This is a genomic window from Protofrankia coriariae, from assembly GCF_001017755.1.
GTDB classification, from domain to species: Bacteria; Actinomycetota; Actinomycetes; order Frankiales; family Frankiaceae; genus Protofrankia; species Protofrankia coriariae.
Genome location: NZ_JWIO01000022.1, coordinates 36,516 through 44,131 on the forward strand (window position 1 = coordinate 36,516; position 7,616 = coordinate 44,131).

Below are 7,616 nucleotides of genomic sequence, written 5' to 3' on the forward strand. Positions count from 1 at the left end.
CGCAGCCGCAGCCGCAGCCGCAGCCGCAGCCGCAGCCGCAGCCAGGATGGTCCGGGCCACAGGCACAACCACAGCCGGGATGGCCGCAGCCGCAACCGGGATGGTCCGGGCCGCAGCAGCCCCAGGCGGCGCAGGCGTATCCGCCTCCGTACGACGGCCGGGCCGCCCCCGGACCCCAGGCCCCCCACTGGGTGCCGCCAGCCGGGTACCCGCCGCCGGCCCAGCCGGCCGGTGGACCGCCGCCGGGCCGGTCCGGTACGGACTGGTGGCAGCCCAACCCGTTCGCTCCCGGCGGCGGGCCCTCCGGGCCGCAGGACGGACGGGTGCCCGCGGGCGCGCAGCCACCCGCGGTACCCGGCCCGGGATGGCCGGCAGGGCAGCGGCGGCCGTCCCGCCGTCGGATGTGGTTGATCACAGGCGTCGTGTTCACGGTGGTCGCCGCGCTGAGCGTCGGTATCACGCTGGTGGTGACCAGAGGCGGGGGCACTCCGGCCCACTCCGCGCTGTTCGTGCCGGGCACCGCCTACTCGGGCACGGCGCTGACCCTGCCCGACCTGGACGCGTACGACGTCACGATCGACCGGGCGGGCGCGCTCTACATCACCGACTGGACCAGCCACCAGGTACGTAAGATCCAGCCGGACGGGACCGTGGTCACCGTCGCCGGCACCGGCACCGGCAACGCGGGCTTCGGCGGCGACGGCGGCCCGGCCACCCAGGCGGAGCTGAACAGCCCGGCCACGACGGCCGTCGACTCGGACGGCAACGTCTACATCAGCGACTCGCACAACCACCGCATCCGGAAGATCGACCCGCTGGGAATCATCACGACGATCGCCGGCACCGGCACCGCCGGCTTCTCCGGCGACGGCGCCCCGGCCACGGCGGCCCAGCTCAACGAGCCCTACGGGCTGGCGGTCGCCACAGACGGCTCGATCTACATCTCCGACTACGAGAACCAGCGCATCCGGAAGATCGACCCGCTGGGAATCATCACGACGATCGCCGGCACCGGCACGGCCGGCTTCTCCGGCGACGGCGGCCCGGCCCTCCAGGCCCAGATCAAAAATCCCAACAACCTGGCAGTGGCCGCCGACGGCACCCTCTACATATCCGAGCTCGGCAACGCGCGGATCCGCAAGGTCAGCCCCAACGGCGTCATCACGACCGTCGCCGGGAACGGCACCTCCGGCTACGGCGGGGACGGCGGCCCGGCCACCGCGGCCCAGCTGCGCGTCCCCAGCGTCGCCCTCAGCCCGGACGGCGTCCTCTACATCGCCGACTACAGCAACGAGCGCATCCGGCGGGTGGCCACCAACGGCGTGATCACCACTGTCGCCGGCAACGGGACTGCGGGCTCGGCCGGGGACGGCGCGGCGGCGATCCGGGCGCAGCTGTCCAGCCCGACCGGCGTCACCGTCGACGGCGCCGGCAACCTCTACATCGCCGACGACAAGAACGACCGCGTCCGGCGCGTCAGCACCACCGGCATCATCACGACCGTTGCCCAGGCCGGGTAGACCGGCCGGGAACCGTCGGATCATGCTTCTTACCGCGTGTCGCCGGCCATCCGGGCAGCTGGCGGCCGACGGTGGTGTCACCATGTGCGCTCCACACACTTCGTACACTTCAGGCACTTCGTTCGCTTGTGTACTTCGTTCGCTTCCCTGTTTCCCGCGCGCCGGCGACCCCGAGGAATCGAGTAGGACCACGACATGGCAGTCGACCGCGCACGGGTAGCGGCCGCGTTACCGGACTACGACGTCGGTGACGAGCTCGGCCGCGGGGGCTTCGGCGTGGTCTTCGCCGGCCGGCACAAACTGATCCAGCGTGATGTCGCCGTCAAGGTGCTGCCCGAGGAGGACGGCGGGGCCGAGGAGGTCCGCGAGCGGTTCCTGGTGGAGGCGCGGCTGCTCGCCGGGTTCGACCATCCCCATGTCGTCCGGGTCTACGACTATGTGGAACGCGGTGGCCTGTGCCTGCTGGTGATGGAGAAACTGACCGGCGGCAGCCTGCGCCAGCGGTTCGCCACCGGCCCGGACGGCCGGCAGCGGCGCGGCACCGGGCCTTCCGAGCCTGGCGGGCCCGGCGGGTCGAACCAGCCGGNTCGGGCTGTCGGCCGCCACCGCGCTGGCCGCCGCGCACGCCCGCGGCGTCCTGCACCGGGACGTCAAGCCGGACAACCTGCTGTTCACCGACGCTGGCCTGCCCAAGGTGACCGACTTCGGCATCGCCAAGATCCTCGAGGCCACGGCGACCACCACCACCGGGCTGGTGGGCACGCCGCGTTACATGGCGCCGGAGCAGATCAGCGGTGACCGGCTCAGCCCGGCGACGGACCTGTACGCCCTCGGGCTCGTCCTCTACGAGTTGCTGGCCGGCCGACCTCCGTTCGAGCGGCACCTGAGTGTCCCGGCGATGCTCCACCACCACCTCAACGTGCCTCCCGCACAGCTGACGGAGGCCCCGGAGCCGGTCGCCGCCGTGATCGGGCGCGCGCTGGAGAAGAGCCCGCCCGCCCGGCACTCCTCCGCCCAGGAGTTCGCCATCGATCTGGCGCGGGCCGCGGCCAGCGCCTATGGCCCCGGCTGGCTGACCGCCAGCAGGGTACCCACCAGCCTGCCGGACGCCGTCACCGCGGCGGCTCGAGGTGACGCGGTGGCCACGCCCCGGTCACCGGCGCAGTCTCGACCGGCGACGACCCGGCCGTGGTGGTCCGCGTCCGGCGCGGCCGCTGGCACGGACACGGGTACGGACGGCGACACGACTCGGCTGGTCACCCCGGACTCCCCACCTGTCTCGGCAGCGGATCCGGCGGCCGGGTGGCCGGACGGCCGGGTACCGGCCCGGGCTGCCTGGCAGCCGGCCGGACAGCCTCGGGGAGGCCCGAGCCCGGAACCGCCGGACGGCCGGCCGTCCAACTCGTTCACGGCTCCCACCCGGACCCCACCTCCCGGGCCACTGGACGGCTGGCCGGCTGGCGGTGGCGAGCGCGGGCTGGAGTACCCCGAGGCGCACGGTTCGGGGGCACGCGGTTCGGGGGCACGGCGTGTGGCTGCCCTGTTCGGGCCGCGGCGCAACCGGATCGGCGCCGGTGTCCTGGTGCTCGTCCTGATCGCCGTCGTGCTGGTCACGGTCTCGCGCGGCGGTTCCAGCCCGCGGCCGGGCCGGGCCGCGTACAGCGGCCCCGCCATCGCAGGTGCTCTCTCGTCGGTGAACGGCATCGCCGTCGGCGCGGACGGGACCATCGTCGTGTCGGACGGCAGCGCTGGCCGTGTGCTGACGCTCAGCCCGACCGGGACCGTCGAGTGGCTGGCTGGTTCCCGCCCGCNGGCCGACGGCCGGGGCGAGCGCACAGCCCACGGCCGACACCGACGCCCGCCGGAGGGTCCTGGCCTCACCGGGCAGCGTGGCGGTCGACACCACCGGCGTGATCTACGTCGCCACCAGCACCTCCGACGGCCAGATCTTCAGGATCACCAGGGACGGCGGCATCTCCGTGGTCGCCGGCAGCGGCCCCGAGCTGGACGGATTCACGGGAAACAACGGGGCCGCAACCGCCGCGGAACTGTCGCAACCACGCGGGATCGCGGTCGACGACAACGGCGACGTCCTCTTTTCCGAAGGCACCCGGGTACGGAAGGTCACAGTCGCCACCGGGAGGATCGCCGCGGTCGCGGGCTCGTCGACCAGCGGAACGTCGGGTGACAACGGCCCGGCCGCCGACGCCCTGTTGAGCGTTCCGACGGACGTCGTCATCGCCAGGGACGGCAGCATCTACATCCTCGACGGAGAGGCGGAAACGGTCCGAAAGATCACTCCGAAGGGCGTCATCTCCCGTTTCGCCGGCACGGCACCGCCAGCGGCCGGCACGGCGGGCACGGCGTCGCCCACGCCGACTGCCTCACCGCCGCCGGTCGGCAGCGCCGGGGACGGCTCCCCGGCAACCGCGGTGACGCTCGGCGATCCCGACGGGATCGCACTCGCGCCGAACGGTGATCTCTACATCGCCGACTACTCGAACAACGTGATCCGGCTGGTGGACGCGGCCACCGGAGTGATCAGCACCTTCGCCGGGTCGCGTACCGCCACCGAGCCCGGGGACGGCGGAGACGCACGGGAGGCCCGAGTCTACGCGCCGACCGGGATCGCCGTCGACGGCACCGGCGCGGTCTACATCGCCCAGTACGGCGGGATCGTCCGCCGGGTCGGGCCGGACGGCCTCATATCCACCATCCTCAAACCCTCCTGACACCACCGGACACCACCGACGCATACCGCGCCGGCCGCCACCGCGGCCTGCCCCGCCAGCCTTGTTCCGGCCGGCCCCACACCGTCCCCCACCGCCTCATATCGGTGTGCCCGCTCCCGGCTGTGCGGGCGCACCGGGCCGCTTGTGGACAGCGCGATTCCTACCGGCGTCGAGCGATGACGGGACGTTCGGCATCGTGGCCGTCAACGGCGCCACCTGCCCTGCTTCCCGGACAGATGACACCCAGAGTCGTTATCTGATTACGCAAACGAGCGGTCAACATGTCGGCGACCGTGGACGGCGGGAGGCTCCGGAGAGCGTGGACGGCGCCTGTCCACCCCGTCTCCCGCGAGGTTCGACATGACCGTGAAGAAGCTGACGCACCTGTCCCTGCTTGCACTGCTGATCTTTTACCTGGCGAACACGCCCAGTGATGCCGCTTATGTGGTCCGCTCGGCGGTCATCGTGCTCGGGGACGCCGCGGAAGGCCTGTCCCATTTCGTCACCGAGGTCGCATGAGACGCCGAACGGGATCGGACGGGGCAGCGTATGAACCGTGACGCAATGATCATTGATGTTCGATGTTCGCCCCGCTCCCACCGCGAGGCCGGCGGGCTCCCCCGACCATGCCCGTGGGGGCGGCCGAGGCTGTACGGGATACCCGGGCGAACGGCGGCGCCCACGCGGACACGCCCGGACACGGCGGACCCACCTCATCCGTGGCGGCACACGTAGCGGCGGTATATGTAGCGGCGGTATATGTGACATACATGGCGGCCTACCTGGCGACCAGCCACGGGGCAGCCAGCCATGTGACAGCTGATCAGGCGGCAGCCGGTCAGGTGGCGGCCAGCGGGCGAGTGACTGCCACGATCGACGTCCAGTCCGACAGGGCGGACTCGACCACACCCCAGCGGGCGCCCTTCGCCGCGATCACCCGGCCGTTCCCCACGTACATGCCGACGTGGCCCGGTGCCGCGGGGGTGCCGTCGGCCCCGGGGATGAACAGCAGGTCACCGGGCTGCGGATCCACGGCGGACACCAGCGGGCCCGCCCGCATCTGGTCCACGGTGACCCGCGGCAGCGACACCCCGATCCGCTGGTACGCCGCCTGCACCAGCGAGGAGCAGTCCCAGGCGTCCGGGCCGGTCGCGCCCCACACGTAGGGCTTGCCGATCTGGCTCTCCATGAACGCCAGCACCGGGGCCACCGCAGCCGCCGACACCGTGCCCGCGACCATGGCGTCGATGACGTCGCCATAGACCTGTGCCTGGGCGAGGATGGTCCGGACGTAGTTACGGGTCTCCGGGTACGGCGGAACACCGGCGTAGGCGAGCACCGCGCCCGGCCCGGCGTTGTAGGCCGCGAGCATCTTCTCCCGTGGATCCGCCGAAACGGACGCCGTCGCCGCGGCCACCGCACAGTCGTAACGGGCCGCGGCGGGAATGGCGTCCGCCGGGTTCCACACGTCGCCCTGGCCGTGGACCGCCCAGGTCCCGGGCATGAACTGGGCGATACCCATCGCGCCGACAGCGGAGCGGGCGGACGGGTTGAAACCGGACTCCTGGTGCAGCTGGGCGGCCAGCACCGCCGGCGACACCTCGGCGCAACCGGCGTTGTTCGCGGCCTCGATGATCATCGGCAGGTACTCCGGCGGGATGCCGGCGGCGTTCCTGATCGTCCGGCGCACGTCGGAACCGTCGTTCCCGATGAAGGGGCCGGCAATGATCACGACGATGGCCGTGACACCGAAGACGAACGCGGCGATGCTGCCGGCCAGCCCCAGCCCGCTCCAGAGCATCCATCGTTGCCGGCGCCGACGGGCGCGGGCGCTCCCCCCTGACACGGCGTCAGCGGCCCGGTGCGTCGCCGTAGGAGTTCGCCAGGTCCGCGCCGGCCACCAGCCAGGTGCCGTCGGTCTGGCGGAGCAGGGTGAGCGCCGGGTTCGACACCGTCTCGACGCGGTCGCCGACCCGGTCGCTCACGGTCGTGCGCCGGACGTTGAGCAGCAGCACGACCCGGCCGCTGGCGGTGCTGTCGACACCGCCGAGCGGCGAGGTGGCGAGCACCTCGACGGTGGACCGGCTGCCCAGCTCCCGCAGTTCCAGCCAGCCCCGTGCCGGCTCCTCGGTGGCGGTGGCGGCCCGTTCCCCGCCGAGCTGGGCGAAGAAGTCCGGGGTCATGCAGGTGCGGGCGCGCAGCAGACCGGCGTCCGGCCCGCTGTCGGCCCGGGTGTCGTAGGACTGCCAGCGGGTGAAGCAGTCCACCACGACGCTTCCGGGATCACGGGGGTCGAGCGGGGCGGAGGCCAGCGGTGAGGCGGTGGCAAGTGGCGGACCAGGTGGCTGGCTCGCGGCCGGCGGTGGCCCGGTCGCGGTCGGGGCGCTGCTCGCCCGGGCCACGACGTCACGCACGGCCGAACAGGCCGACACACCGCACAGCAGCACCGGCGCCGCCGCCACCAGCACGCACAACCTGGACGCGCCCTGTACGAGCATCCGCGAAGGCGTCCGCCCGACCGACATGCCGGAAAAGATCACTCCCTGCCGTCCAGCCAGTCCCTGACCCGGCCGCGGCGGATCCGCCACTGGTGGCCGACCTTGCGAGCCGGGATCTCCCGTTCGGACAGCAGCCTGAGCACCGTGCTCTCCGACAGCCGCAGCCACGCGACCAGCTCGTCGACCGTCAGCACGTCATCGTCCGCGGGATCCCTGCCCGCCGCGAACGCCGCCACCGAGACGCCCTCCTGTGCCACGTGACGGCCTCCCTCTCCGAGCACATACCGCCGGCGCAGGAAGTTACACCCACCCAAGCCACCCTGACGACCCCCAAAGGAGCCTTGTCATACTTGAACTGCTCGTGTTACATCGATCCGTCCGAAGTTCAAGCCAAGCAACCGTAAGCAGCAGTAACAGGCACTAACCAGCCGGAGAATACCACGGAGGTCGACAGCGCGTGACCGATGTGTCGCGGGAGCCCTACGGCGATGACGGTGACGCGCGTCCCGTCTCGCTGATCGGTACACGCCTCCCCGGGGCGGGTCCACGGCCGGATTCGACGACCCGTGATGACGTACCCGCCGCCGGAACCACAACCAGCGGCAGCCCGTCACCACCAAGATCTTCCCCCGCTGTCGAGCCAGGTACGGACACCCGGGCCGGACGGATCACCAGACGTCTGCGCCGCCGGTCGCGCGATGATCCGGGCGGGCACGCCTCCGCCGACGCGGACGACCCGCGTCAGGCCGAAGCGTTCCTGCTGCAGGACGCCGGGAGCACCACCACACCGCCAGCGGTCACCCCCGGTGACTCCGAGGGGCCGGCTGTCTCGGCTGCCACCGATCCCGCGGCTGCCAGCCCCGCCG

At 72.3% G+C, this 7,616-nt stretch carries 8 protein-coding genes and 2 pseudogenes; 6 read left to right on the forward strand and 4 right to left on the reverse strand.

The window, feature by feature from the left end:
- The first annotated feature begins 509 nt into the window (after positions 1–509).
- The 3 genes and pseudogenes from FrCorBMG51_RS31315 to FrCorBMG51_RS32565 all read left to right on the forward strand — a co-directional run.
- Positions 510–1,520 carry an NHL repeat-containing protein gene (locus FrCorBMG51_RS31315; protein ID WP_476742167.1) on the forward strand — a complete coding sequence of 337 codons (1,011 nt, stop codon included), beginning with the start codon at positions 510–512 and terminating at the stop codon, positions 1,518–1,520.
- Positions 1,521–1,715: 195 nt separating this feature from the next.
- Positions 1,716–1,967 (forward strand): annotated as a pseudogene (locus tag FrCorBMG51_RS32560) (protein kinase domain-containing protein); the annotation flags it as partial.
- Between the two features lie 190 nt (positions 1,968–2,157).
- A pseudogene (locus tag FrCorBMG51_RS32565) lies at positions 2,158–2,475 on the forward strand (protein kinase domain-containing protein); the annotation flags it as partial.
- 101 nt (positions 2,476–2,576) lie between these two features.
- Here FrCorBMG51_RS32565 and FrCorBMG51_RS31325 read toward each other — a convergent pair.
- Positions 2,577–3,194: a hypothetical protein gene (locus FrCorBMG51_RS31325; protein ID WP_235433589.1), complete on the reverse strand. Its 618-nt coding sequence runs from the start codon at positions 3,192–3,194 to the stop codon at positions 2,577–2,579.
- A gap of 215 nt (positions 3,195–3,409) precedes the next feature.
- Between FrCorBMG51_RS31325 and FrCorBMG51_RS31330 the strand changes: the two genes are divergently transcribed.
- Together FrCorBMG51_RS31330 and FrCorBMG51_RS29675 are read left to right on the forward strand one after the other, a co-directional pair.
- Positions 3,410–4,252, forward strand: coding sequence for an NHL domain-containing protein (locus FrCorBMG51_RS31330; RefSeq protein ID WP_052914678.1), 843 nt, complete (start codon positions 3,410–3,412; stop codon positions 4,250–4,252).
- 360 nt (positions 4,253–4,612) lie between these two features.
- On the forward strand, positions 4,613–4,771 hold the full coding sequence (locus tag FrCorBMG51_RS29675) for a hypothetical protein (RefSeq protein WP_175648265.1): 159 nt from the start codon (positions 4,613–4,615) through the stop codon (positions 4,769–4,771).
- Positions 4,772–5,090: 319 nt separating this feature from the next.
- Here the strand turns inward: FrCorBMG51_RS29675 and FrCorBMG51_RS14360 are convergent, their stop codons facing one another.
- The 3 genes from FrCorBMG51_RS14360 to FrCorBMG51_RS14370 are packed head-to-tail and all read right to left on the reverse strand — an operon-like array spanning position 5,091 to position 7,007.
- Positions 5,091–6,053 carry an NlpC/P60 family protein gene (locus FrCorBMG51_RS14360; RefSeq protein ID WP_047223574.1) on the reverse strand — a complete coding sequence of 321 codons (963 nt, stop codon included), beginning with the start codon at positions 6,051–6,053 and terminating at the stop codon, positions 5,091–5,093.
- A gap of 49 nt (positions 6,054–6,102) precedes the next feature.
- A complete protein-coding gene (locus FrCorBMG51_RS14365) occupies positions 6,103–6,750 on the reverse strand; it encodes a hypothetical protein (protein ID WP_047223633.1) in 648 nt (215 codons plus the stop codon).
- A gap of 38 nt (positions 6,751–6,788) precedes the next feature.
- Positions 6,789–7,007: a helix-turn-helix domain-containing protein gene (locus FrCorBMG51_RS14370; RefSeq protein ID WP_013875580.1), complete on the reverse strand. Its 219-nt coding sequence runs from the start codon at positions 7,005–7,007 to the stop codon at positions 6,789–6,791.
- A gap of 200 nt (positions 7,008–7,207) precedes the next feature.
- Here FrCorBMG51_RS14370 and FrCorBMG51_RS29010 point away from each other — a divergent pair.
- Positions 7,208–7,616 (forward strand): hypothetical protein (locus FrCorBMG51_RS29010; RefSeq protein WP_047223575.1); only part of this gene is annotated, 409 nt, incomplete at its 3' end.

What these genes read in the sequence shown, in the direction of transcription:
- FrCorBMG51_RS31325 (WP_235433589.1), bottom strand. Translation starts at nt 3,194, where the DNA reads ATGGCGGGGCCGCTGTACGCGGCCCGGCCCGGCCGCGGGCTGGAACCG.
- FrCorBMG51_RS29675 (WP_175648265.1), top strand. Translation starts at nt 4,613, where the DNA reads ATGACCGTGAAGAAGCTGACGCACCTGTCCCTGCTTGCACTGCTGATC.
- FrCorBMG51_RS14360 (WP_047223574.1), bottom strand. Translation starts at nt 6,053, where the DNA reads ATGCTCTGGAGCGGGCTGGGGCTGGCCGGCAGCATCGCCGCGTTCGTC.
- FrCorBMG51_RS14365 (WP_047223633.1), bottom strand. Translation starts at nt 6,750, where the DNA reads ATGCTCGTACAGGGCGCGTCCAGGTTGTGCGTGCTGGTGGCGGCGGCG.